Annotated in this window: 24 protein-coding genes and 1 pseudogene; 12 read left to right on the top strand and 13 right to left on the bottom strand. The window is 62.7% G+C overall.

The window, feature by feature from the left end:
* Positions 1-1179: a chromate transporter gene (locus ACEI37_RS08460; protein WP_373376290.1), complete on the top strand. Its 1179-nt coding sequence runs from the start codon at positions 1-3 to the stop codon at positions 1177-1179.
* A gap of 257 nt (positions 1180-1436) precedes the next feature.
* Complete coding sequence (locus tag ACEI37_RS08455; RefSeq protein WP_373376289.1) at positions 1437-2369, top strand: MBL fold metallo-hydrolase; 933 nt, start codon at positions 1437-1439, stop codon at positions 2367-2369.
* Between the two features lie 68 nt (positions 2370-2437).
* Here ACEI37_RS08455 and ACEI37_RS08450 read toward each other — a convergent pair whose 3' ends face one another.
* The 3 genes and pseudogenes from ACEI37_RS08450 to ACEI37_RS08440 form a co-directional block, all read right to left on the bottom strand.
* Positions 2438-2959: a cytochrome c gene (locus ACEI37_RS08450; RefSeq protein WP_373376288.1), complete on the bottom strand. Its 522-nt coding sequence runs from the start codon at positions 2957-2959 to the stop codon at positions 2438-2440.
* Between the two features lie 84 nt (positions 2960-3043).
* A pseudogene (locus ACEI37_RS08445) lies at positions 3044-3497 on the bottom strand (copper-transporting ATPase); the annotation flags it as partial.
* Positions 3498-3627: 130 nt separating this feature from the next.
* A complete protein-coding gene (locus ACEI37_RS08440; protein WP_373376287.1) occupies positions 3628-4845 on the bottom strand; it encodes a zinc-dependent alcohol dehydrogenase in 1218 nt (405 codons plus the stop codon).
* Positions 4846-5170: 325 nt separating this feature from the next.
* Between ACEI37_RS08440 and gstA the strand changes: the two genes are divergently transcribed.
* Entirely contained in the window at positions 5171-5779 is a 609-nt protein-coding gene (gene gstA, locus ACEI37_RS08435; protein ID WP_373376286.1) for a glutathione transferase GstA, read from the top strand.
* A gap of 91 nt (positions 5780-5870) precedes the next feature.
* Here gstA and ACEI37_RS08430 read toward each other — a convergent pair whose 3' ends face one another.
* The 4 genes from ACEI37_RS08430 to ACEI37_RS08415 form a co-directional block, all read right to left on the bottom strand.
* A complete protein-coding gene (locus tag ACEI37_RS08430; protein WP_373376285.1) occupies positions 5871-6620 on the bottom strand; it encodes an SDR family NAD(P)-dependent oxidoreductase in 750 nt (249 codons plus the stop codon).
* A gap of 168 nt (positions 6621-6788) precedes the next feature.
* Positions 6789-7289: an Ohr family peroxiredoxin gene (locus ACEI37_RS08425; protein WP_373377739.1), complete on the bottom strand. Its 501-nt coding sequence runs from the start codon at positions 7287-7289 to the stop codon at positions 6789-6791.
* Positions 7290-7302: 13 nt separating this feature from the next.
* On the bottom strand, positions 7303-8055 hold the full coding sequence (locus ACEI37_RS08420; RefSeq protein WP_373376284.1) for an SDR family oxidoreductase: 753 nt from the start codon (positions 8053-8055) through the stop codon (positions 7303-7305).
* 157 nt (positions 8056-8212) lie between these two features.
* Positions 8213-9229: a GlxA family transcriptional regulator gene (locus ACEI37_RS08415; RefSeq protein ID WP_373376283.1), complete on the bottom strand. Its 1017-nt coding sequence runs from the start codon at positions 9227-9229 to the stop codon at positions 8213-8215.
* Between the two features lie 411 nt (positions 9230-9640).
* On the opposite strand from ACEI37_RS08415, the gene ACEI37_RS08410 reads away from it, so the two are divergent.
* Positions 9641-10702 carry a LysR family transcriptional regulator gene (locus ACEI37_RS08410; RefSeq protein WP_373377738.1) on the top strand — a complete coding sequence of 354 codons (1062 nt, stop codon included), beginning with the start codon at positions 9641-9643 and terminating at the stop codon, positions 10700-10702.
* Positions 10703-10831: 129 nt separating this feature from the next.
* Here the strand turns inward: ACEI37_RS08410 and ACEI37_RS08405 are convergent, their stop codons facing one another.
* From ACEI37_RS08405 to ACEI37_RS08395, 3 genes are all read right to left on the bottom strand, one after another.
* Positions 10832-11662, bottom strand: coding sequence for an alpha/beta fold hydrolase (locus ACEI37_RS08405; protein ID WP_373376282.1), 831 nt, complete (start codon positions 11660-11662; stop codon positions 10832-10834).
* Between the two features lie 349 nt (positions 11663-12011).
* Entirely contained in the window at positions 12012-12476 is a 465-nt protein-coding gene (locus tag ACEI37_RS08400; protein WP_373376281.1) for a hypothetical protein, read from the bottom strand.
* 13 nt (positions 12477-12489) lie between these two features.
* Positions 12490-12984, bottom strand: a complete 495-nt coding sequence (locus ACEI37_RS08395; protein ID WP_373376280.1) for a DUF6152 family protein — start codon at positions 12982-12984, stop codon at positions 12490-12492.
* 108 nt (positions 12985-13092) lie between these two features.
* Here ACEI37_RS08395 and ACEI37_RS08390 point away from each other — a divergent pair, with 108 nt between their 5' ends.
* The 3 genes from ACEI37_RS08390 (at position 13093) to ACEI37_RS08380 (ending at position 14832) form a co-directional block, all read left to right on the top strand.
* Positions 13093-13998, top strand: coding sequence for a LysR family transcriptional regulator (locus tag ACEI37_RS08390; protein ID WP_373376279.1), 906 nt, complete (start codon positions 13093-13095; stop codon positions 13996-13998).
* 91 nt (positions 13999-14089) lie between these two features.
* Positions 14090-14470 carry a helix-turn-helix domain-containing protein gene (locus ACEI37_RS08385; protein ID WP_373376278.1) on the top strand — a complete coding sequence of 127 codons (381 nt, stop codon included), beginning with the start codon at positions 14090-14092 and terminating at the stop codon, positions 14468-14470.
* A 2-nt stretch (positions 14471-14472) separates the two neighbouring features.
* A complete protein-coding gene (locus ACEI37_RS08380) occupies positions 14473-14832 on the top strand; it encodes a hypothetical protein (protein WP_373376277.1) in 360 nt (119 codons plus the stop codon).
* Positions 14833-14964: 132 nt separating this feature from the next.
* Here the strand turns inward: ACEI37_RS08380 and ACEI37_RS08375 are convergent, their stop codons facing one another.
* Positions 14965-15681, bottom strand: a complete 717-nt coding sequence (locus ACEI37_RS08375; RefSeq protein ID WP_373376276.1) for a TetR/AcrR family transcriptional regulator C-terminal domain-containing protein — start codon at positions 15679-15681, stop codon at positions 14965-14967.
* Between the two features lie 147 nt (positions 15682-15828).
* Here ACEI37_RS08375 and ACEI37_RS08370 point away from each other — a divergent pair, with 147 nt between their 5' ends.
* From ACEI37_RS08370 to ACEI37_RS08355, 4 genes are all read left to right on the top strand, one after another.
* On the top strand, positions 15829-16614 hold the full coding sequence (locus ACEI37_RS08370; protein ID WP_373376275.1) for an aldolase: 786 nt from the start codon (positions 15829-15831) through the stop codon (positions 16612-16614).
* A 116-nt stretch (positions 16615-16730) separates the two neighbouring features.
* Complete coding sequence (locus ACEI37_RS08365) at positions 16731-18269, top strand: FAD-dependent monooxygenase (RefSeq protein WP_373376274.1); 1539 nt, start codon at positions 16731-16733, stop codon at positions 18267-18269.
* Positions 18269-19744, top strand: coding sequence for an aldehyde dehydrogenase family protein (locus ACEI37_RS08360; RefSeq protein WP_373376273.1), 1476 nt, complete (start codon positions 18269-18271; stop codon positions 19742-19744). The genes ACEI37_RS08365 and ACEI37_RS08360 overlap by 1 nt, the downstream gene beginning before the upstream one ends.
* Complete coding sequence (locus tag ACEI37_RS08355; protein WP_373376272.1) at positions 19744-20148, top strand: RidA family protein; 405 nt, start codon at positions 19744-19746, stop codon at positions 20146-20148. Before ACEI37_RS08360 ends, ACEI37_RS08355 begins: the two co-directional genes overlap by 1 nt.
* Before the next feature lie 182 nt (positions 20149-20330).
* Here ACEI37_RS08355 and argC read toward each other — a convergent pair whose 3' ends face one another.
* Positions 20331-21257, bottom strand: coding sequence for an N-acetyl-gamma-glutamyl-phosphate reductase (argC, locus tag ACEI37_RS08350; RefSeq protein WP_373376271.1), 927 nt, complete (start codon positions 21255-21257; stop codon positions 20331-20333).
* A gap of 130 nt (positions 21258-21387) precedes the next feature.
* Here argC and ACEI37_RS08345 point away from each other — a divergent pair, with 130 nt between their 5' ends.
* A complete protein-coding gene (locus ACEI37_RS08345; RefSeq protein WP_373376270.1) occupies positions 21388-22272 on the top strand; it encodes a LysR family transcriptional regulator in 885 nt (294 codons plus the stop codon).
* A gap of 79 nt (positions 22273-22351) precedes the next feature.
* On the opposite strand, the gene ACEI37_RS08340 is transcribed toward ACEI37_RS08345, so the two are convergent.
* Positions 22352-23638, bottom strand: coding sequence for a hypothetical protein (locus tag ACEI37_RS08340; RefSeq protein WP_373376269.1), 1287 nt, complete (start codon positions 23636-23638; stop codon positions 22352-22354).
* Between the last annotated feature and the right edge of the window lie 258 nt (positions 23639-23896).

Genomic DNA, 23896 nt, shown 5'->3' with positions numbered 1-23896 from the left:
ATGGCACCACAGCAACGCCCTGATCATCCCGCCTATACCCTCTGGCAGTTGGTGGTTTATTTCCTTCGCTTGGGTACCTTGGGCTTCGGCGGCCCGGTAGCACTGGCCGGCTATATGCACCGCGACCTGGTGGAGCGGCGCGGCTGGATCACCGATGGCGATTACAAGGAAGGCCTCGCGCTGGCGCAACTGGCACCAGGCCCGCTGGCCGCGCAATTGGCAATTTATCTCGGCTACGTGCATTACCGCATTCGCGGCGCCACGCTGGTTGGTCTGGCATTCGTGCTGCCGTCCTTTCTCATGGTGCTGGGATTGGGCTGGGCCTATGTCCGCTTTGGCGGACTGACCTGGATGCAGTCAGTGTTCTATGGCGTGGGCGCCGCCGTCATCGGCATCATTGCCATCAGCGCCTATAAGCTGACCACCAAGAGCGTGGGCCGCGACAAATTGTTGTGGGCGATCTACCTGACGCTGGCTGCCGTGACCGTCATCACGGAATCCGAGATCGCCTGGCTGTTCCTCGCCGCCGGCGTACTGGTCTGGTTCTGGCGCGCACCCCCGAAGTGGCTGCGCCAAAGCGGCGCCAATGCGCTGGCGGCCACGCAGATGCCAGCCGCAAGCGGCCTGTTCAGCGCACTCGACTGGCCGCTGCTGTCGCAGCTCGGGATGTTCTTTGCCAAGGCGGGCGCCTTTGTATTCGGCTCGGGTCTTGCGATCGTGCCGTTTCTCTACGGCGGCGTGGTAACGGAATACCACTGGCTCAACGAAAAGCAATTCGTCGATGCGGTAGCCGTCGCCATGATCACTCCCGGCCCGGTGGTCATCACGGTCGGATTCATCGGCTACCTGGTGGCCGGACTGCCCGGGGCCTGTGTGGCGGCATTGGCTACCTTCCTGCCGTGCTACCTGTTCACGGTACTGCCCGCGCCCTACTTCAAGAAATACGGGAAGCTTCCCGCCATCCTCGCCTTTGTCGACGGCGTCACGGCGGCGGCGATTGGCGCGATTACCGGCGCCGTCATCGTGCTGGCCAAACGCTCGATCATTGATGGCCCCACCCTTCTGCTGGCGCTGGTTACGGTCGCACTACTGCTGAAGTTCAAAAAGCTGCCTGAGCCGGTCATCATTACCGGTGCCGCATTGATCGGCCTGGCCGTTTATCCGATGCTGCACCACTGAGCCCCTGACAAGGCAACCTGGCTGTAAACCCTGTCACTCACGCCCCCGCTCGTCGCCCGTCCAGCGCCAATTGTTGCGGCCCGCTCAACATACTGAAGGCCTCCGCGACGCTACTGGCAATCGCTCCCGCTGCCTAGAATCGGTTGCAACGATGGTCGCACGGAACCCGCGACGGTCGAGAAGGATGTCCGCGCAACGCCGCGGAACACGCCTGCCGCCCAGTGCGGCTTTCCCACCCATTGACAGGACTCCCGATGATGAGCGAAACAACTCGCAATGTGCAGCCGGTTACCGCCAACCTTGGCAAGGATGGTGCCGGCGAACTCGTGCCCTCCCGCTACGCCGTGCGCGTGGGTGACGTCGATGTCGTGCTGATCAGCGATGGCATCCTGCCGTTGCCGACCTCGACCATGTCCACCAACGTAAGCCAGGCCGACCGCAACGCCTGGTTCGATGGCCGCTTCCTGCAACGCGACACCTTCGACTGGGCGCTGAACATCGCGCTCGTGCGCAGCGGCGAACGTCTGATCCTGATCGACTCGGGCGTGGGCGACGGCTTCGAGTACTTCACGCGCGCCGGTCGGTCGGTAATGCGCCTGGAATCGGCGGGCATCGACCTGGCCGCGATCACCGATATCGTGATCACGCATATGCATATGGACCACGTCGGCGGGCTGAACGTCGATGGCGTCAAGGCCAAGCTGCGGCCGGACGTGCGCATTCACGTAGCGGCCGCGGAAGTGGAGTTCTGGAAAAATCCGGACTTCAGCAAGACGGTAATGCCGGAAGCGGTGCCTCCCGCGCTCCGCAAGGCGGCGGCAATGTTTGCGCAGACCTACAGCGAGAACATCGTGCAGTTCGACCAGACCGTGGAGATCGCAGCGGGCGTGTCGGCGCGCGTGACGGGCGGGCACACGCCGGGGCATTGTGTCGTCGACGTGGCATCGAACGGCGAGAAACTGACATTCGTCGGCGACGCGATCTTCGAAGTCGGCTTCGAGCGGCCCGACTGGCAGAATGGCTTCGAGCATGATCCCGAAGTGGCCACGGACGTGCGTATCGCGCTGCTCAACGAAGCCGCTGCAACCGGCGCCCTGCTGGCCGCGGCGCATGTTGCGTTCCCGTCGATCGGGCATGTTGCGAAGCACGGCGAACAGTTCCGGTTCGTGCCGGTGCAATGGGACTATTGATTGAGGGTCCAATAACAACCATAGTCGTATTGCACTGGACGGCCCGTCGCCCTGCTGCCGACGGGCCGTCAACGATCTTGCGCTTCCGTCGCCTCCCGCTGCGCCGCAGCCATTTTCCGTGGCCAGGTACTTTTGATATACGCCAGCACGGCGACGATGTCGTCGTCGGACAGCGATTGCCCGAACGCCGGCATATCGCTGACATACCCCTCCGGAGCCGTCACGCCGGGTACGAGCCCGTTCTTGGTAATCGCGAACAACACGGCGTCGGGATGATGCCAGGTATGACCGGACGCATCATGCGGAGGCGCCGGCATCCGGCCGTTCGGTAGCCGCTCGCGCCAGTTGGGCTGGCCCTCCAGGTTGGCGCCATGGCATGCGGCGCATTGCTGCGCGTAGATCTTGCGACCCTGCGCGACGCTGGCCGCATCGGTGGCATCGATGCGCAACTGCCGCATATCGCGTGGCTTGCCGGCGTCGGAGGGCGTATCAAGGTAACGCCTGGTCTGCAGTGCAACGGCGGTGGCAATCGTCCCACCGAGCACAAGCAGCACCACGATTCGCCAGCGTGGTTTGCCTGATTTGTTCATGTCGCGCCTGCACCAATAAGCTTCATCACTACACCTGACTCCTGACAAATAAGTAGGATCACCCCGTATCCACCCGCATCCGCCTTACGAAGCAGCGTTCCTGAGACGCAGCGCATTGGCGATGACCGAGGCGGAACTCAGGCTCATCGCCAGCGCCGCGATCATCGGTGACAACAACAGGCCCGTCGCGGGATACAACACGCCGGCCGCCAGCGGCACGCCGAGGGCGTTGTAGATGAACGCAAAACCGAGATTCTGCTTCATGTTTCGAATGGTCGCGTGCGAGAGTTGCCGTGCACGGGCGATGCCGCGCAAATCGCCCTTGACCAGCGTGACCTGGGCGCTGTTCATCGCGACGTCGGTACCGGTTCCCATGGCGATACCCACATCCGCCTTCGCCGGCCATGGCAACCACCGCGCCGGCCTGCTGCAGGGAATTGACAAGTTCGAGCTTGTCGGCTGGCTTGACCTCGCCGTGGAATTCGTCCAATCCAATGGTATGAATCCAACTCGCACCAAAACCTTGCGCGAGCATGACATCCCGGTAAGCTGCGACGGAAGTTGTCGGTCAGGCCATCGACGGCATGCCGGATCAGGTGCGCTATCGCCCCTGGACGGCAAGTCAGTGAGCTCCGCCGCTCCCGCGGCGGAGCACCTGGCCCCCCAGGTTAGTGCACCGACCCAGGCTGCAGCTCTACCTTGATCCACCCAGGCTGCCGCTGGTCAAACGCCTGATAAGCCTCGATCGCCGAGGTCATCGGCTCGCGCCGCGTCAGGATGGCGGCCGGGTCGACCGCACCGGTGCGCACCAGCTCGACCAGCCGCGGGATATAGGCGCGGTGGTTGCAGTTGCCCATGCGCACCGTCAGGTTCTTGTTCATCGCCGCGCCGATCGGGAAACTGCGGTCGGTGGGCGGATACACGCCGATGATCGACAGCGTGCCGGCCTTGGCCAGCGCGCGGATGGCCCAATCCAGTGCCTGCGCCGGCGCGTCGCCGGGGACCCAGTTGCCCTGCTCCGTGGGGTGGGCGTGCGGCGCCAGGCGGGCGGCCTCCTGCTCGCTTTCGGGGATGGACGGATCCTGCGCCGCCGGACCGTGGTGCGCGTGCATGGCATCGACGCCGACGGCATCGATGGCCCGGTCCACGCCGATGCCGCCGGTCAGCTCCACGATGGTCTGCACCGGGTCTTCGGCATCAAAGTTCACCACCTCTGCGCCCTGCGCGCGCGCCATGTCGAGCCGGTCGGCCACCGTATCCACGGCAAAGATGCGGCCAGCGCCCATCAGCTTCGCCGACGCGATCACGAACTGCCCCACCGGGCCGCAGCCGAACACCGCCACCGTGTGGCCGGGATGTATGCTGGCGAGGTCGGCGCCGAAATAGCCGGTCGGGAAGATGTCGGAGAGCATGATCGCCTGCTCGTCGCTGATGTTGTCCGGCAGCTTGACCAGGTTGACATGGGCAAACGGCACGCGTGCCTTCTCTGCCTGCAGCCCCTGGAACGGTCCGGTCTGCTCGGGCCCGCCATAGAAGGCGGTGCCGGCCTGCTTGCCGTGCGGGTTGGCGTTGTCGCACTGGGCGTAGTAGCCGGCGCGACAGTACGAGCAATAGCCGCAGGCAATGGTGGACGGGATCACGACCCGGTCGCCCACGCTGAGGTTGCGCACGCCGTCGCCGAGGGCCTCGACCACGCCCACGCCTTCGTGGCCCAGCACCGTGCCCGGCGCCAGCCCTTCCATGGTGCCGCGCACGAAGTGCAGGTCGGTGCCGCAAATGGCACTGGCGGTCAGGCGCACGATCGCGTCGGTATCCTGCTCGATCACCGGCTCCGGCACGTCATCCAGCCGGATGTCACCGATGCCGTGAAATACAACCGCTTTCATGGTGTCCTCCACATGAAGCCGGAGCCACCTCCGGCGAGGTCAGTCGGAGTACCGCCGCTGCAAGGAACATTCCCAACGGCTTCCCCTGCGCCGGCGCAGGGAACCGAGGCCGGAAACGCCCGCCTGGCAATTTCTGCTACGCGCCTTGCAATCCATTCCGGCGCGACCAGGCGCTGGCTGCCGAGGCCACGCGACACACTGGGCCGCCGGGATTGCACGCTTCCGGCTTCGGCAACCGGGCGGAGAGAAGCGGCTTGGGCATGTCGATTGCTAAATTCCCCCTGACGTCCCCACGCTGGCGCACATTACCAAGGAGGCACCCATCATGAAGCTCTACTACGCTCCCGGCGCATGTTCCCTGGCGGCACATATCACCCTCATCGAGGCCGGCCTTCCCTTCTCCACCGAGCGCGTCGACCTGCGCGCCGAGCCGCACAAAACCGAGAGTGGCACCGACTACAAAGACATCAATGCCAAGGGCTATGTGCCGACGCTGGAACTCGAGCAGGGCGACCGGCTGACCGAGGCGGCCGTGGTAGTCCAGTACATCGCCGACCAGGCCCCGGATAAAGGACTTGCTCCGGCGTGCAACACGCTGGAGCGCTATCGGCTGCAGGAATGGCTGAACTTCATTTCGTCCGAACTGCACAAGGGCTTCGGGCCCTTCTGGAAACCCGGCACGCCGCAGGAGCAGAAAGAGGCGACGTGGTCACGCCTGTCACAGCGGTTCGACTGGCTGGCTCCGCAGCTGGCGGACAAGGATTACCTGATGGGTGATTTCAGTGTTGCGGACGCCTACTTGTTCACCATCCTGAGATGGCCGGATCATTTCAAGCTGTCGCTTGACCGGTGGCCTGCGCTGCAGGCGTATCGGGCCAGGGTTGGCGAGCGGCCGGCGGTGCAGCAGGCGTTGAAGGATGAAGGGATTGGTTGACCTGGGACGGCGCCACTGCCTCCAACTGAACCTCTACATAGATTGACAGATCCCGGCCAGCCAAAAGCCGGGGCAATGGCAGCCAGCAAGGTCAGGTGAGTGCAATCCCGCCATCGACGCGCAGGTTCACCCCGGTAATGAAGCTGCCTTCCCCGCTGGCAAGCATCAGTGCCGCAGATGCAATCTCCTCGGCGCGACCAAGGCGGCCCAGTGGAATGGCGCTTGCCATGGCCGCCTCGAAAGCTGGCCTGTCATCCTCGGCAACGCCGAGCTTGGACAGGATCGGCGTATCGACAGGACCTGGGCTGATGACGTTCACCCGAATGCCACGCGCCTTGAACTCGAGCGCCCAGTTCTGCGCAAACGCTTCAATGGCTGCTTTCGTCCCCGCATAGACGGCGTGTCCATCGAGTACCTTGGCGCTGGCAATCGAACTGACGAGGAGAATGGCGCCGCCGTCGCGTAATACCGGTACGATCTTCTGCACGCCAAAGAACACACCTCGGGTGTTGGTGTCGAACTGTGCGTCGTATTCATCGACGCTTACCTGGGAGGAAGGCGTGATCTGGTTCATGCCGGCGTTGGCCACATAGATGTCGGCCCCGCCAAACCGCTCGGTGACCGCCTTCGCCACACGCTCATGCGTGGCGAGGTCGGCGATATCGCCCGTCAGGCCAATCGCCCGCGGCCCCAGTTCGGCTACCGTCGCATCGACGGCGTCGGCACGCCGGCCAACGATGAGCACCTGCCCACCCTCGTTGACGAAGCGCCTCGCTATTTCCAATCCGATACCGCTGTTCCCGCCGGTAATGACTGCCACCTTTCCTTCGAGCTTGTTCATCGTGTACCTCGACATTCCTGTTGGAAGAGGTTCCCTCTCGCCACGGGGAACCGCTTGGAGGTCATCGTAGTGCGCAGTGCTGCGTGCCGGTAGTGTCGTCACGGCGCCCACACTGTTGCCGCGCCAACACCAATCGCTTACCGCCCGGCACGACGACCCTGAACGCGATCAGTCAATCACTCTCACAATGCTGTGAATGCCCACGCGGGCCATCTTGGCGTAGGGGCAAAGGCGCTCGGTGTCGCGCACCAGCTCTTCGGCCTGATGCCGGGCCACGCCGGGCATGCGCACGCGGACCTCGGCGTTCAGCCCGTATCCGCCGTCGACGGGATCGCGGCCGAAGGACACCTCGACCGCAACCGTCGCCTGCTCAATGTCCACCTGCGCACGCTGGGCAAGAAGACTCAGCGCCCCGTGAAAGCAGGCGGCGTAGCCGGCGGCGAAAAGCTGCTCTGGATTGGTGCCATTTCCCGGACCACCCATCGCCTCAGGCAACCGCAGGTCGAGGACGAGATTGCCATCGTCGGACCTGGCAGTTCCGGAAGCCCTGCCGTGCGCGGCCTCCCCTCCGGTCACCGTAACGGTTGTCGTATAAAGCGCGGTGAATCCCTGCCCCCGGTATCTGTCGAGCAGTGTCAATGGCGGAGGCTTCAAGCTCTCGCGATCCATCATCGTCTCCGGCTCATTTTTGTCTTTGTTGACCAATCCATTCCCCGAAGTGGATGTGTCCGAGGCGAGCCTCGCCTTCCGGGACCAGCGTGCCCTCCCGGAGCTCGGCGCCAAAGTAGCGCGCTGCCGGATCGGCCACGACGGTGCGCGTGTCGCCGATCGCCTGCAGATAACGCTGCACAAGGTCGCTCATGCGGAAGCGTTCGGGACCGGCAATTTCGACGATGCCGTTGACCGGGGCGGCCAGCGCTGCGTCGGCCACCGCCTGCCCCACGTCATCCGAGGCAATGGGCTGGATAAACGCCGGCGTCAGGCTGATCGTGTCGGCCTGCCCCGCCGATTGGGCAATGGCGCCAACGAATTCCATGAACTGCGTGGCGCGCACGATCGTATACGGAATGCCTGCACCGCGGATCAGCGCTTCCTGCGCCATCTTGGCGCGGAAGTAGCCGCTCTGCTCGAGTTTGTCGGTGCCCACCACGGACAGCGCGACGTGGTGGGCCACGCCAGCCGCATTTTCGGCAGCAGCGAGGTTGCGGCCCGAGGACTCGAAGAACTGCAGCACCGCCTGGTCTTCGAATGACGGCGAGTTCGCAACGTCCACCACCACCTGCGCGCCGGACATTGCCTGGGCCAGGCCTTCACCTGTGACGGCGTTGACCCCGGTGCCCGGCGAGGCAGCCAGTACGTCGTGACCCTGCGCGGCCAGCCGTGCCACTACCTTCTTGCCGATCAGGCCGGTGCCGCCAATGACAACAATCTTCATGATGTACCTCCCCTGGTAAGTGACGCTCGTTCACATTCAAGCATGCTAGGCGCGGCCGTGGCCTGGCACCAGACCGGTGCCAGGCCCACGGTGTTTCCTGTTTTGCATCAATCGGATTTGAGGGCGGGCCGGACCAACCCGGTGCGCCGGGGCGCCCCTAGCGGTTGACTTTCAGCCGGTATTCGCTGGGCGACAGTCCGAAGTGGCGCTGGAACGTCACGCGCATGCGCTCTTCGCTGCCGAAGCCGCACTCGCGCGCGATCACGTCGATGGGCCGGCCCGCGTCCTGCAACTGCCGCCGTGCCGCTTCGAGCCTGAAATGTTCCACGCCCTTGGCGGGCGTGCGACCGGTCTTTTCCTTGTACACGCGCGCGAAGTTGCGGGGGCTCATGCCGACATACCCGGCAAGCTGCTCGACGGACAGCTCCTGCATGGACAGGTTCTGCACGATCCACAAGTGCAGCGACTCGAACATGGGCATCTGCCGGCTCTGGGAAATCAGGATCTCGCTCAACTGCGGCTGGGCCCCGGGGCGCTTCATGTAGACCGCCAGCTCCTTGGCGGATTTAAGCGCCACTTCATGTCCATAGTCGGCTTCCACCATGGCCAGGGCCAGGTCGATGCCGGTGGTCACGCCGGCCGACGTCCAGAGATTCTGCTGCTGCACGAAGATCGCGTCGGGATCGAGATCTACAGTGGGGAACAGTTCGCGGAACCGGTCAACCATGGCCCAGTGCGTGGTGGCCCGCTTGCCGTCCAGCAAGCCGGCGAACGCCAACAGGAACGCGCCGCTGCACACTGAGGCCGTGCGGCGGAACTTGCCCGACGCGTTGCCCAGCCAGTCGATCAGCGCCGTCTCTTTCTTCGCCACTTCGAGGATCGTGGGCGATCCTGGCACGATCACCGTATCGACCACCCGCAGGTCGAACGACGCCAGGGACACCGAACTCAACGTGGTGCCTTCCACTGTTGCCACCATGCCGCCCGAAAGGCTGGTGGTGTGGCATCGGTAGCCCGCCATCCCGCGTGCCCGTGCGTAGTTCGAGGCCGCCCAGAACACGGTCTGAGGCCCGGCGAGATCGAGCAGGCTGACATTGGGATACGCCACGAACAGGATGTTGCGGGGCATGTCTTCAATGTCTTCCGAAGCAGCGGTGGGCTGGTGTTGAAGCATAAGAGAAATTGCGGGAACCGCGCGATGCTATGTCAACGGGGCGATCCCGCGCAAGTATGCGCTCCGGGCGTGGGCGGTACCGGCAGGAAGCGCTGCTGCACTGCGGAAAAACCCCGGGTGCATGCCTGTCGCTCTACCAGCTCACGCATTGTCAGTGCTGTCATCGCAAGACGGTCCGAACCGCGACACCGTTTCCGTGAATGCACCAATCCCGGACGCATTTCCGGTGAGGTGAGCCGGGAGGCTCGCAGGCTGGCAGAAAATATGGGCAGGTTGTCATTTACGGTCTATTAGGCCCTCGTTAACATCCAGTCGAGGTCGGCCATGGCGGTCGAGGACATGACAGGCGACCCATCGAACGCCGCAGCAATACCGACACAATGCAGCGGCATGCATTGGGGGAAAGAAAGCATGGAATCGACGCAACAGGCGGATGTCGCGGACCGCAATATCCGGATCAGCCTGCCGAATCGCCCTGACGCGCTGTCGACAAGCTTTGCAGCGAGCTACGCGGGGATCATGGCATTCCTGGCCGTGGCCAGCGAAGGCAGCTTTGCCAAAGCCGGTGAGCGCCTGGGCATCGGGCGATCAGCCGTGAGCCGCAACGTGCAAAAGCTGGAAGCACAGTTGAGCACCAGGCTCTTCTTGCGCACCACGCGTGTGACACAACTCACGCGCGAGGGTCAGCGCTTCTTCGAGAACTGCCACCCGGGCGTCACGCATATCGTGGAAGCGATGAACGACATGCTGGAGTTGCGCCAGGGCCCCCCGCGTGGTCTGCTGCGCATCAGTGCCACCGTGGGATTCGGCCGGAAGGTCGTGGCGCCGTTGCTCGAAAGCTTCGTCAAGGCCTATCCGGACATTGCCATCGACCTGCTGCTCGATGACCGGCCGACGGACTTCGCTTCGGAACAGATCGATGTCGCGTTTCGCAATGGACGCATCGAGGACTCCAGCATCATCGCCAAGCAACTGATGCCGATGCAGATGGCACTCTGCGCGGCGCCGTCGTATGTGGCCCGGCACGGACTGCCGGAAACACTGGACGACCTCGCGCACCACGAATGCATCAACTTCCGCTTATCCAGCGGGCGTATCTTCGAATGGGAGTTCAAGGTCGACGGTATCGTACGCAAATACCTTCCCAGGGCGCGTATGACATTCAACGATGCGGACCTGGTGCTGCACGCAGTACGGGAAGGATGGGGGATCGCACAAATGGCCGGCTACCAGATCCGGGATCATGTCGCAAACAATGAACTCCGAATCGCGCTGGCACGGCACGCGCCAGATGATCGCGGCCACTACATCTGCTACCTGAGTCGCCAGCACCTTCCCACGCGTATCCGCGTGTTTATCGACTTCATGACCGAACAGATCCGCGCACTCGGTATCGATTTCATGACGAATTTCAACCCGGAAAAGAGTGAGGCGCTCAAGCGCCATCACCCGCAACTCGTATGGCGGGAGTAGCGGCATAGGCATGATGGCTGGATGCGCGCGACCGGTGCGATCCAGCTGCATCGCGTGCGCGCCGGCCCAAGGGGCATGCTGCCGGTCCGCCAAGAAGCAGACCAGGCAGTTATCTCCGGCCTCGGTCGATCAGGCCTGGAGGAAATCCAGGAGATCAGCGTTGATAACCTCCGCCTGCGTCGTCGGCATTCCATGCGGGAAGCCCTTGTACGTCTTCAGAATGCCATGCTTCAAGAGCTTGGCCGACAAGGGTCCGGATTCCGAGTAGGGCACGATTTGATCGTCATCGCCGTGCATCACCAGCACGGGTAAATTGATCTTCTTCAGATCCTCGGTAAAGTCGGTTTGCGAGAACGCCACGATACCGTCGTAATGAGCCTTCGCGCTCCCCATCATTGCTTGCCGCCACCAGTTCTGGATCATGCCTTCCTGTGCCTTTGCGCCCGGCCGATTGAAACCATAGAACGGCCCCGCGGGAAGGTCCCGGAAAAACTGCGCCCGATTCGTGGCCGTCTGCAGCTGCAGGCCATCAAACACCTCCTTCGGCAGGCCCCCTGGATGGGATGAAGTCTTGACCATGAGAGGCGGAACCGCCGCAATCAGGCAGGCTTTCGAGGCTCGCTTCTCGCCGTGTCGCGCCAGGTAGCGTACAACTTCACCGCCGCCCGTGGAGTGGCCCACGTGGATGGCTTCCTTGAGGTCAAGATGCGTGACCACTGCCGCCAAGTCGTCGGCGTAGTGATCCATATCGTGTCCTTCCCAGACCTGCGACGAGCGGCCATGGCCTCGCCGATCATGGGCAATGACGCGATAGCCCTTGGCTAGAAAGAACATCATCTGCGCATCCCAATCGTCAGAGCTCAGCGGCCATCCGTGAGAGAAGACGATCGGCGTTGCACTGACAGGCCCCCAGTCCTTGTAGAAGATTTGGACACCGTCCTTGGTAGTGACATAGTTCATGGCGAAATTCCCTTGTAAGGTTGCCGCGCGGTCAGGTGCGGTTGACTTCCCGTTGGACAGCCGTAGCTGTGATGGGCAAGGATGCAGCTACTGAGGCACTCGTTCCAAGACTGGAGCACAGATGAACCAGTTTGGCGGGTACCAAAAAAATGGGCTGGCATCACACACATCGCCATCGCAAAGGAGCGATGTATCGATACTTGTGTTGCGTTGAATCCTAGCCATAGGTTTTGGTGGACACTAGGCTAGCGTGACGAAACAGCAAGTTGTTCGCCCGGCACCAATCCGCTCGCCTGATTGCGGAACTCGTCGAATGCAAATGATGGCTCGCCTCTTTGCAGCACGGCCTCTATCCGAATGCCAGCATTCGCCCCGCCAGCATCACCGTAGCCCACAGTCCAATGGACAGCAGCCCGGCGACTCGGGCATGGTGTCCATTCGACTGTCGGAACGACGCTAACTGCAAGACTATCGCATTAAGAGCGGCCACACCCATCAACGCCAACTTGGCCGCAAACCATGGATTCGACTGATACTCGCGCGCCGCTGGAGCAAACAGCAGCATGCCTGTGAGTGCGGCGAGCACGAAGCCGCCAAGCGATAGCGGCACCAGCGTCTCGCGCACTGTTGCCTCCTCGAGCCGCCGCAAGCCACCGGCCAGCCGCAGATCGACGACCGCGACGGTTCCGAACAGAAGGCCAATTCCGAGCAGATGCAGCCAGCTGACCAACGGATAGGCCCACGTCGATGCACGTAGCGCCACCACCGGTTGCCATGTCTCGATGGCTGCGAACAGAGCGTCCCACGTTTCCATTTCGTCTTTCCGCTCAGCCGCGCGGCGTACCGCTGCATCCCGCCGGCAGCGCGACCGATTGCTGGCGCACGCCAACGCCGTCCAGAACGATCAATGCTGGTCGCGCGATATGGCGGTCGTTGCAGGAAGGAAACCCGATGGCCTCGAGCCGGTCGCCGGGTCGCGGCTCGCGCGGCATGCCCCATCGTTCAAGCCGGTTGATCGGCGCCAGGTCGAGGGTCCAACGGCCGGGCGAAGCCGATGCGCGCACTGCCGCCAGCGTTCTGGCAAAGTCCAGTTCGGCAAGTTCTGGCGGAATGGGCAGCGCATTCCAGTCAGGCGGCAAGGTATTGGCTTCGACTTCGATTGTCACCTGCGGATGCGGGTTGCGCCATGTCACCGTCACCACGCGTCCCGAGAAATAGAGCGGCGTGGCAGTGTCGTAATAACCCCAACCGTGATGCGCCAGTGCAGGCCATCCGAGCGTCATCGCGACGCCCGCGACCGCTATTGCCACCCATCGTGTCATGGTTCGCCTCATTCGATACCTCCTCAACTCGTTGTGGTGACGATAGCCCTCGCCAATTCATGCATCAATAACCGAGAATGGCATCATTCGATACGATGCGAGGTATCAATGGAATTCCAGCAGCTGAAGCTTTTCCTGGCCGTTGCCGAAGCCCTGCATTTCGGCCGGGCTGCGCAGCAGGTCGGCATGGCACAACCGCATCTGAGCCGCGCGATTGTCAGGCTGGAAGAGGAAATCGGCGTGCGCCTGTTCGACCGAACCAGCCGCCGTGTCGCCCTGACGGCCGCCGGCGAGTGCTTGCGCGAGGAAGCCATCGCCCTGTTACAGGCGCAACGGCGTGCGCAAGAGACTGCCCGCACTGTGGGACAGCAACGGCGGTGCCTGCGTATTGCTTATGTGTCGGCCGCGCTGTATCAGGCGTTGCCTGCGGCGCTGCGGACGCTGTCAGGCGGGCAGGAACGGGTCGAGTTTGCGCTGCAGGAAGCGACTACCAATGAACAGTTGTCCCTGCTCGCGGCCGGCGAGATCGATCTGGGCATTGGGCACCCGCCCTTCGAGACGCATGCGCGCCTGGACAGTGTTCTGCTCTCGAATGACCACTTCGAGGCCGTGCTGCCCGCTGACCACCGCCTCGCCAACCAGGCCACCATCTCTTTTGCCGATCTGGCCAGCGAGCCTCTGGTCTTGTTTCCGGAGGCGCAGGGGCCGGCATTGTATGCAGCGATACGCGATCGTTGCCGTCTCGCGGGCCATGCGATGCGGGTGGCAGCGACCGCGCCTCGTTTGCACGGGCAGTTATCGCTGGTTGCCGCGGGCCTGGGCATTGGGCTCGCCCCAACACAGTCGCGCAGCCTGTCAGTGGCAGGCACGGTCCGCATGCCGATCAAGCCTTACCCCGCCGCGCTGGTGCTGACACTGACGGCGCTCTACGATCCGCGATCGCGTCATCCGGCATTGCCGCTCGCGCTGACGGCCTTGCGGCGCGGCGTTGCGGCAGGTAAGCGGTCTCGTTGATACGGTGCCGGGCCATTGTTGACTGCTCGTTCAAAAACCTTCACACTGGTGTTATTGAACAATCGTTCCATAACTGGCGAATGGGTGTCGCATGGCTAGGCCAAGGACGTTCGATGAAGACGTTGTAATCGCCCGCGCGGCGGAGGTTTTCGGTCGTATTGGCTACAACGCCTGCTCGGTCGACGACCTGGTGGAGGCGACGGCGTTGCATCGAGGCAGCCTGTACAAGGCATTCGGTTCCAAGCGCGGTCTATTCGAAAAGGTGCTGGAGCAAGTTCTTGTCGGCGAGTGGTACCGGGACCCGGCCGTGCTCGACCTGCTCATCACCGCCCTGCGCGAACTCGCGCCAACAGATCTGCCGATCGCTGCCCGTTGCCGCGACGCCTTGCAGGCTTATGGAGAAGACGCTGCCGAACTACTTGGCGCGCGTCTGCTCGATCATCTGCCCACTCACGATTCCAACAAGGAATAGCGATGCCTCGACTCGAATTAACCGACCGCGAACTCGTTGTCCACCTGACACCGTGGGAATCGATCTGGTCGCTGCGCCGCGGCTTTCGCGTGCCGCTTGCGCAGGTTCGCGGTGCTACCGAAGACAATGGCTTCGATGGCAAAGCGCTCGGCCTGCGCCTTCCAGGCACCTACTTTCCGGGCCTGATCGCCGCAGGCACCTTTATCAAAGGTGGCGACAAGCAGTTCGTCTACACCTCGCGCAAGCTGCAGACCATCGTGATCGAACTGGCCCGAAATGACTGGGCCCGCCTGGTGATCGGAGTGCCCGACGCGCGCGCCGAGGCAGCGCGCATCAATGCGGCCGTCGCTAGGCGCCGCTAGCATCAGCATCAAGTTCGTCTTCCGTGACGACCCGAACCGCAAAACCAAAGGCTCTGCTAAGCGTAGCCAGCAATGGTCGAAGCATGATCACGGAGCCGGGATTAGGTCGTCTGGTCCCCGGACAGGCTTCGATTATCCGCGTCGTTCAGATCGCTTTTTTGCCGAACCGGCGACCCCCTGTCTTGCCTTCAGGGACGGAGCGGCCTTACTCGCGCTCTCACTCGCCTGTTGCTTGACGCCAGCGATAATCAGTTCCAGCCCCGTACTGAACCGTGCGTCGAAATCGGTCGAAAAGATGGCCTCCCGAGCAGCCAAATTCCTCGGGTAGCTGCGCTTCGCCAGCTCCTCGAAGGCAGTCTTGCGTGACGTGACATCGAACTCGTTGTGGGGTCCGAGTGCCTGTTCTTCCATCACGAACCCCAGGATGTAGTAGAGAACGCTGAAGGAATACGTCGAAGCACGGGACACATCGACGCCAGCCAGCGCGAATGCTTCCAGCATCGACTCGTTAATGCGCAGCACGTTGTCCGAGACTACGTACGTGCCCGCAAAGACACGCGCACCATCGCGGCGCTGCAATAGCGCCTGCCGCAGCGCCGCGGCAATTTGCCTGAGCCGGCTGTCCCACGGCTGATCCGGGCTCTGGGGCAAGACAACATTCATGACGAGTGCGTCCGCCACAGCATCAATAAGTGCTTGTTTCCCGCTGAAATGCCAATAGAGCGACGGGGCCTGTATGTCGAGGGCCAGCGCCAGCTTGCGCAGCGTCAATCCATCAAGACCCTCCTGATCCAAAAGGTCTAACGCAGCTTGAATGACCTGATCACGTCGAATTTTTGGAGCCTTCATTCACATCTGTGTTTGCAATCTAACACCGTTAGTGTACCATCGATCGCGACTATCTAACATCGTTAGGTTTCGAACCGCGCTGAGCCACTTCGCACAGACCAGCGCCCGCTGAGCGAGAGTTGGCCGTAAAGCCAAAGGAGGCAATAGATGAAACATGAGGACCGGAAGAGCTTCACGGATAACCAGGTCAAACGGTTGGCCGGCGGCCTTCAGCTCGGCACCTGGACGGAGGAGGAGAAGATCGCGCTTGCATGTCGCATGCTGGCGCTCGAAGGACACTCGCGCACACTCGCGGGGCAAATCACGGTAAGAAGCGCCGAGGGCACTTTCCTGACAACTCCACTGGCGGTGGGTTTCGACGAGGTCGACACCGACCAGATCATTCGCATCGATGAATCTATCAACGTCATCGAAGGCCGGGGGGCGGCCAATCCGGCGATTCGGTTTCACCTTTGGATATACCGCGAGCGTCCGGACGTCAATTGCATCATCCATACACACCCGCCATCCGTATCGGCCCTGTCCATGACCGGGACGCGCTTGCGCGTGGCCCACATGGATGCAACACCGTTTGCCGATGACTGCGGCTTTCTCGCCGAGTGGCCCGGACTGCCGATCGCCGACAGCGAAGGAAAGACCATTTCCACAGCCCTCGGAAAAAACAGAAGCGTGCTGCTCGCCCATCACGGCTTTCTCTGCGCCACCGCGTCCATAGAGGAGTCGGCTTATCTGTCGATGCTGATTGAGAACGCTGCACAGCTACAACTGATGGCTGAGTCGACCGGTTCGATTGCCGAACTCAATCCTGACCTTGCAAGGGAGTCGCATGATTTTCTGCTGCGCCCGGAAATCGTCCAGGCGAGCTTTGCAATGTTTGCCCGACGGGCACTCCGCGCCGGTTTGCCAACGCCATGGGGCAGCGGTGCTTCCTGAATGTCCGTCGGGGACTGACCCCGGACCGATGTCCCTGGGGAAAACACGTCGGAAATCGCTACGGACAACGACCTCCAACCCAAGAACCAATATCTTCGAGCGTAAAAAGGATGCTTATGAAATATCAAGTCGTCATTTCCGGTGCTGGTCCAGTAGGGTGCTGGCTCGCGGGCGAATTGCAACTCGCCGGAGTCTCGACACTAGTGGTGGAACAAAGCGAATCGATTGATCCTCAGTCGCGCGCTTTGACAGTGCACCCACGCACTATCGAGACCTTTGCATCGCGAGGCGTAGAAGAGGCGTTTCTCGAAGAGGGTGTTGCAATCCCCGCCGGACATTTTGGGCTTCTGGACTATCGACTCAACTTCCGTCCGCTTGAGTCGCCCTATGCCTTTACGCTGGCCATTCTTCAAGCGCGGACAACCGAGCTGCTGCAACAGCGCGCACGCGATCTCGGGGCCGAGATCCGACGCGGGCACAAAGTGCAGTCATTTGCGGAAACCGACTCGACGGTGACCGTCGCAGTACAAGGTCCAGGCGAGCCCTACTACGTGGACACTGAGTACCTCGTAGGCTGCGATGGCGTGCGAAGCACGGTACGGAACTGCGCGGGGATTCCCTTCCCCGGTACCGATGCCACCGTCTACGGGTGGCTGGGTGACGTCATTCTGGAATCCCCACCCGACGACGTTGCCATCAACAAATGGACGTCCGCTGGAGCGATTGCGGTAGTCAAGCTCCCAGGAGAGCGTCATCGGCTTGTCGGCATTTCGCCTGACGACGTCCGAACGGATCGTCCAGGGGAGTTCACGCTGGAGGAACTGCGGGCAAAAACTGTCGCCATCATGGGGACTGATTATGGCATGCATAGTCCGTCGTGGCTGTCGCGTTATAGCAATGCAGCCCGGCAGGCGCAGGCTTACCGGAAGGGACGCATCCTGCTGGCCGGCGACGCTGCGCACCAGCATATGCCGGCCGGTGGCGTCGGCCTGAACGTCGGCATCCAGGACGCCATGAACCTTGGATGGAAGCTCGCAGCAACGATCAATGGCTGGGCGCCGGCAGGACTACTCGACAGCTACCACACCGAACGCCATCCGGTCGGTCAGAACCTTCTCGAGCACACTCAGGCGCAGACGCTTCTGATGAGTGTCTTCACCAATGAATGCCGGGATCTGCGTTCATTGCTCCAAAAGCTGATCTTGGAAAACCCGGCGCTCGAGATAAGTCTTGTCAAGCGGCTGACTGGGCTGTCGGTTTCCTACCCGTCCGCCGATCCAGCTCATGCTCTCGTTGGCGAGCGTGTTCCCAACCTGATGTTCCAACGTTCAAGCGAGGGCATGTTCCAGAAGCTTCACAACGGGCGGTATGTCCTGCTTGATCTGCGAGCCAATACGGCGTTGTCCACCCCACTCAGCGGCGATGACCTTGGTCCCCACGCTGGCTCCTGCGTGGATATGCATTTCACTGCGTTGGCACCCGATGCGCCCGCCCCCTGGGCCGGTCTCACCGCCATGCTGGTGCGTCCTGATGGATATCTTGCCTGGGCGAGCGAGGACCACGAAACCGCCGCACTAAAAGCCGAGCTAGGCAGGGTAGGCATCGCAACGTTTGCGCCAGCCTCAGCACCATCGATTGCCGCGGAGGTCCACTGATGACCTCGTACCCGGTGCAACAACTCAAGACTAACGAGGGCTCAACAGTCTTGCCCGACGGTATGCTGATTGACGGTGTCTTGGTTAAAGGCGCCGCCACAATGGAGGTAGTGAATCCGGCCACTGGCATGGCCCTCGGTGTCGCGCCGCGCGCATCAGCCAACCAGGTAGAACAGGCCATAGCAAGCGCAAAAGCAGCGCTGGAGAAGTGGTCGCGCAGCGATCTAACGCACCGACGCAGTTTGCTACGTGACATTGCCGACGTCGTCGATGCGAATGCCAGCCAGCTTGCATGCCTGCTCACGCAGGAACAAGGTAAACCCATTGCCGATGCGATGATGGAAGTCCAAGGCACAGCCACGTTCTTTCGGCATGTCGCCGACGCCGAACTAAGGCCGGTTTCCCTCGAACACAGTGGGGTCCGCCAGGTTGAACTGCATCGACGTCCGCTGGGTGTGGTCGCGGTGATCGTGCCTTGGAATTTCCCGTTGCTGCTGATGGCCTTCAAGGTTCCTGGCGCGCTCCTGACCGGTAACACTGTCGTGATCAAGCCCGCCGCGACGACCCCGCTGACGACACTGATGTTCGCCCGGCTGGTTGCTTCCATCGTTCCAGCCGGTGTTCTCAATGTGATAACCGACAGGAACGATCTGGGCAGCATTCTGACCTCGCATCCGGATGTATCAAAGGTGTCGTTTACCGGGTCGACGGCAACCGGATACTCGGTAATGGCTAATGCGGCGAAGACGCTGAAGCGTGTCACCCTCGAGCTAGGCGGAAACGACCCGGCCATCGTGCTTGATGACGCCGTTCCTGCAGACATCGCGCAGGGCATCTTTCGTGCCGCCTTCTTCAATGCAGGTCAGGCGTGCATTGCCATCAAGCGCCTATACATCCACTCATCCATCTATGACGAACTCTGCGATGAGCTGGTCAGTCTTGCCACAGGTGTCACCGTTGGCGACGGATTGGACAGCCGGACGACCATGGGACCACTTCAGAACCGTGCCCAGTTTGAAAAGGTCAAGGGCATTCTGGCGGACGCCGCTACCAGGGGACGGATTGTAACTGGCGGCCAAATTCACGATGGCGAAGGCTACTTCATCCGTCCGACCATTGTCGCTGACATCGAGGAGGGTGCCAGATTGGTCGACGAGGAGCAGTTTGGCCCGGTGCTCCCGCTAATTCGTTATACCGATCTCGACGACGCCATTCGGCGCGCAAACGCCAGCGAATACGGTCTCGGTGCTTCGGTGTGGTCCTCGGACGTCAGCCGGGCCCGGGATGTGGCGAAACGACTGGAATGCGGCAGCGTCTGGATCAACCAGCATCTGGATCTGGCACCGCATATTCCTCAGGCGGGCGCAAAGCAGTCTGGATTCGGCGTCGAGCTCGGCGGCGAAGGTCTTCTGGAGTTCACCCAAATTCAAGTCGTCAACATCAGGGGCGACAAGGTACAAGAGGAGCTGAGTTGATGCGAAACAGTTTACGCAGGATAAACCCCCCAGGACTTCCGCAACTTGAGAGCGTGATCTCTCATGCGATCATCGCGGAGCCGGCGGGCTTGGTCTATACCTCCGGCCAGCTTTCATGGGATGAGAGCGGTGCATTGGTCGAGGGAACAATGATCGAGCAGCTTCGCCGAGCCTATGCCAACATAGACCTCGTACTTCAGGCCGCAGGTTCTTCGCGGGAAAAGATCGTGAACGAGGTCATCTACCTGGTCGACTATTCACCTGATACCGCCGGTGAACTGGTTGCAGCGCTCGCATCGGAACGGCCCCCAGGGTCGGTTCCGCCCACGAGTACCGTCGTCGGGGTCCAAACGCTCTTCGCACCTGGCTTCCTTGTCGAGGTGCAAGTCGTTGCAACGACCTGACCAGGTCACGCGCCGGCGTCTCGCACGTGGACCGGGGCAGGCGTTGGCTAGCGTCGGCGGTACGCATGCCGAACGCCTTCCCAGGCAGCCACTTGAAACGTGGCAAACCAACGTCGCAGGAGGGTCGTTTTGAGGCGCCCCTTCGGGGCGGCCGAAATTTTGCGCGACTCACCCTGCCCCTATCACTGCCTGAGCATCAAATCCAGGTTCTGCACCGCAGCCCCGGAAGCCCCCTTTCCAAGGTTATCGAACACCGCGGCCAGCAGCACATGCCCGTTTTCGACGTTATGAAAGACGCCCAACTGCATATCGTTCGTACCGTTCAGCGCTTGCGGATCCAGGTGTGTCAGGGCGCCCGATTCGTGCAGCGGCAAGACTTTCACGTGAGTTGCCTCCGCATAGTGGCGCGCAAGGCAGTCGTGTAAGGTCGCGCCATCCACGCCGGGTGGCAGCTGCCGCAACGCCAGCGGCACCGTCAGCACGATGCCCTGGCGGAACGCCCCGTACGCCGGGATAAAAATGGGACGCTGCGCGAGGCAGGCGTGCAGCTGGATCTCGGGCGCGTGCTTGTGCGCGAGTTCCAGGCCATAGACCTGGTATGAAGGCGCATTCGCGGCGCCCGGCCCCTCATATTCCTCCACGCCGGCACGCCCGCGTCCGGAGTAGCCGGATACCGCATGGATGCTGATCGGGTAATCGGCCGGTATCAGCCCGGCCTGTGCCAGCGGACGCAGCAGGCCAACGGCACCGGTCGGGTAGCAACCGGGATTGGTGACCCGAGATGCGTTCGCAATGTGCTCCGCCTGCTCCGGCGCCATTTCCGGGAAACCGTAGGTCCAGCCCGGCTGTGTGCGGTGGGCGGAGCTGGCGTCGATCACCCGGACGGCGGGATTGACGACCGCACTCACTGCCTCGCGCGCGGCGGCGTCCGGCAAGCAGAGGATGGCGATGTCGCAGGCGTTGATGGCTTCCGCGCGGCGCAGCGGATCCTTGCGCTCCGCGGCGGGAAGTGTGAACAACCGGATGTCGGTGCGGTGGCGCAGCCGCTCGTGGATTTGCAGCCCGGTGGTGCCTTGGTCGCCGTCGATGAAAACTACGGGAGAGCTCATAGGTGGATAACTCCGCTGACTGTGGGGGTGAACAGGTGAAACGGAGTCGCTATGTTGCGCGGGCGACTAGAATAGGGAAAGTTGAATTTCATAACGAAAACATTCAGCTTTCCTGAATCCGGACTTCGCCATGCGAGAGATCAGCCTGGACCGCCTGCGCACCCTGGTCGCAGTTACCGACCGTGGTTCCTTTGCCGATGCGGCGCGCGCCTTGCACCTGGCGCCACCGACGGTCAGTCTTCACATCGCCGAACTCGAAGACCGCATCGGGGCGCCACTGCTGATTCGCAAGCGCGGCCAGGTGGGACCGACGCCTGTCGGCGCGGTGCTGGTGGAGCGCGCACGCCGGTTGCTGGCCGACGCGGAGCAGGCGCTGGACGATATCCAACGCCAGGTAGATGGGCTCGAAGGGCGTGCGCGGCTCGGCGCGTCCACGGGCGTGATCGCGCACCTGCTGCCGCAGGCGCTTGAGGTCCTGCGCGAGCACCATCCCGCCATCGACATCCAGATTGCCGTGCATACTTCGGAAGAAACCCTGTCCCGGCTGGTGGATGGAACGCTGGATATCGGCGTGGTCGCGCTGCCTCAGCCTCCGGTGGCCGGGCTGGTGATAAAGCCGTGGCGCCGCGACCCGGTGATGGCCTTTGTGCCGGCGCACTGGCGGTGCCCGACCCGCGTTACCCCGGAATGGCTGGCCGCTCAACCGCTCATCCTCAATGACGCGACCACGCGCCTGTCGCGCCTGACTACGGAGTGGTTCGCGACCGCTGGGCACCATCCCGCGCCGCGCATTCAGCTGAACTACAACGACGCGATCAAGAGCCTGGTGGCGGCAGGTTACGGCGCCGCGCTGTTGCCCCATGAGGCCACTACGCCATTGCCCGACAGCCGCATTGTCATGCGTCCGCTGCGCCCGGCGTTGTGGCGACGGCTCGGTATTGCCTGTCGTGCGGGTTACGTTGAGCGCTCCACGCAACACGTACTGGATGTGTTGTGGGAATTGCGATTGCCGTAGGCGTTGCACCGGCTTCGCGCCGCCCGCCGTCTGCGCAGGAGATGGCGGCGGGAGACCGTGCCCCCGCCGCCGGTCCCGCCTACTTGATGCAGGCGAGGTTCACGGCAAGGCCGCCCCAGTCGGTAGCCTGGTTGTTGTCGACCTGTACCTGGAGCTTGTCGCCATGGGTGACCGTCCCGGCCAACACCTCCTTGCTGCAGTTCTGCAGGCCATTGGTGATCTTGCAGCTCAGGTTGCTGACCTGTGCGAGCACGACCGAAGCCCCGGAACCAGTCACCTTGTGCACCGAGATGTCGAGCGTGCCCTGCACCTTGCCCAGCGTGCTCGCCGTAAGCGTGACGCGCGTGCAATCGTAGGGGATCACGACCCCGAAGTCGGACGGCAACGGCACCGCCCCGCCGGCGCCGGTCATGGCATAGCGGCCACGGCTGAGCGAATCCGGCACGTTGAAGTTGCCGTTGTAGACGGTGCCGTTGGCCATGGTCACACCCGTGGTCGGCCACTTGCCGTCCTGCTTGGGCCCGTACATGGTCCACGTGGTGGTGTCGAAATAGAAGTCACCGTTCACGCCGATGTCGTCGGTCGGCGCGCCGCTGCCGTACAGGACATGGCCGCCATTGCCGACCGTGGTGCCACCGGTACCGCCCGTGCCGCCGCTGCCGCCTGGCTGGGTGACCAGCGAGACCCCTGCCGGCCATACGCCGTCTGCCTTCGGCCCGTATAGCGTCCAGGTGCTGGTGTCGAGGTAGTAGTCGCCGTTGTTGCCGAGGCTATTCGCCGGCGCGCCGGTTCCTGACAACACCGTGCCGCCGCTGGGGGGCGGCGTGCCGGTGGCGCTGCCGAGCGGCACACCCGCCGGCCACGTGCCGTTGGCCTTGGGGCCGAACAGCGTCGAGGTCGCGGTGTTGATGTAGTAATCGCCGTCGTTGCCGACGCTGTCGGTCGGATCGACCGAGCCGGACAGGATGGTGCTGCCCGCCGCACCGGTATTGCCGCCGGGACCCGCCAGCGAGACCCCTGCTGGCCACACGCCATTGGCCTTGGGCCCGAACATCATCCACGTCACGGTGTTCAGGTAGTAGTCCCCGTCTTTGCCGATCTCGGGCCCGGGATCGGTGGTGCCGGACAGCATGGCACTGGTGGTCGCCGCGGCCGGAGCGGGCGTAGTCGGCGTGGTAGTTGTGCCTGGCGAGGTGCCTGTCGAAGTGCCAGGCGACGTGCCAGGCGAGGTGCCTGTCGAAGTGCCCGGGCTCGCGGCGGCGCTGGTAGACGGGGAGTCGCCCCCTCCGCCACCGCCGCAGCCGGCGAGCGTGATGACAAGGCAGGCGAATGGCACGGCGGCCATTCTGATGTGGGCGTTTTTCATGGGCTCCCCTTCCTCGGACTCTGCGGTCGTAAAGGTCGACGGCTGCGAAGGCGCCATCGATGAACCCAATCTAGTTGGCGGGAATGGAATGGAACATCGGCTCGATGGATGACCGAGGTATGTGTCCGCGATGAAACGCCGCTGGCGATGCGCGCGGGTGCCTCGATGCCGACGTGCCCTCCCCGGCTCCGCCTGACCGGGCTCTTACTCTTGAAACAAACTCAAAAGTATTTGACCGATACAAGGCTTACTCAACAA

This window comes from Cupriavidus nantongensis, assembly GCF_041726985.1.
GTDB lineage: Bacteria > Pseudomonadota > Gammaproteobacteria > Burkholderiales > Burkholderiaceae > Cupriavidus > Cupriavidus nantongensis_A.
This window is presented reverse-complemented; position numbering and strand designations above follow the sequence as displayed.